General features: G+C 63.7%; 1 protein-coding gene. It reads right to left on the bottom strand.

Annotation, left to right across the window (positions count from 1 at the left end):
* On the bottom strand, positions 1–380 hold a 380-nt coding region (locus EN969_RS35160), incomplete at both ends, for a carboxyl transferase domain-containing protein (RefSeq protein WP_281060067.1).

The following is a 380-nucleotide window of genomic DNA, read 5'->3' as shown; positions in this document are numbered from 1 at the left end:
GGGATGATGGCGTCGATGATCTTCAGTTCCAGAAGATCCTGCGCGGTGATCTTCATGTTGGTCGCCGCGTCCTTCGATCGTGTCGTGTCGCGCCACAGGATCGAGGCGGCACCTTCCGGCGAAATCACCGAATAGATGGCGTGTTCGAGCATGTAGACGCGGTTGGCGGTGGCGATGGCAATGGCGCCGCCCGAACCGCCTTCGCCGATGACCACCGAGATCGACGGTACTTTCAGGCCGAGACAGGTCGAGGTTGAACGGGCGATAGCCTCCGCCTGGCCGCGCTCCTCGGCGTTGACTCCGGGATAGGCGCCGGCCGTGTCGACCAGCGTCAGGAGCGGGATCTTGAAGCGGTCGGCCAGTTCCATCAGCCGTACCGC

Source organism: Mesorhizobium sp. M7A.F.Ca.CA.003.01.2.1 (genome assembly GCF_003998945.1).
Lineage (GTDB): Bacteria > Pseudomonadota > Alphaproteobacteria > Rhizobiales > Rhizobiaceae > Mesorhizobium > Mesorhizobium ciceri.
Note: the sequence above shows the minus strand (reverse complement) of the source record. Positions and strands in the feature narration are given on the sequence as shown.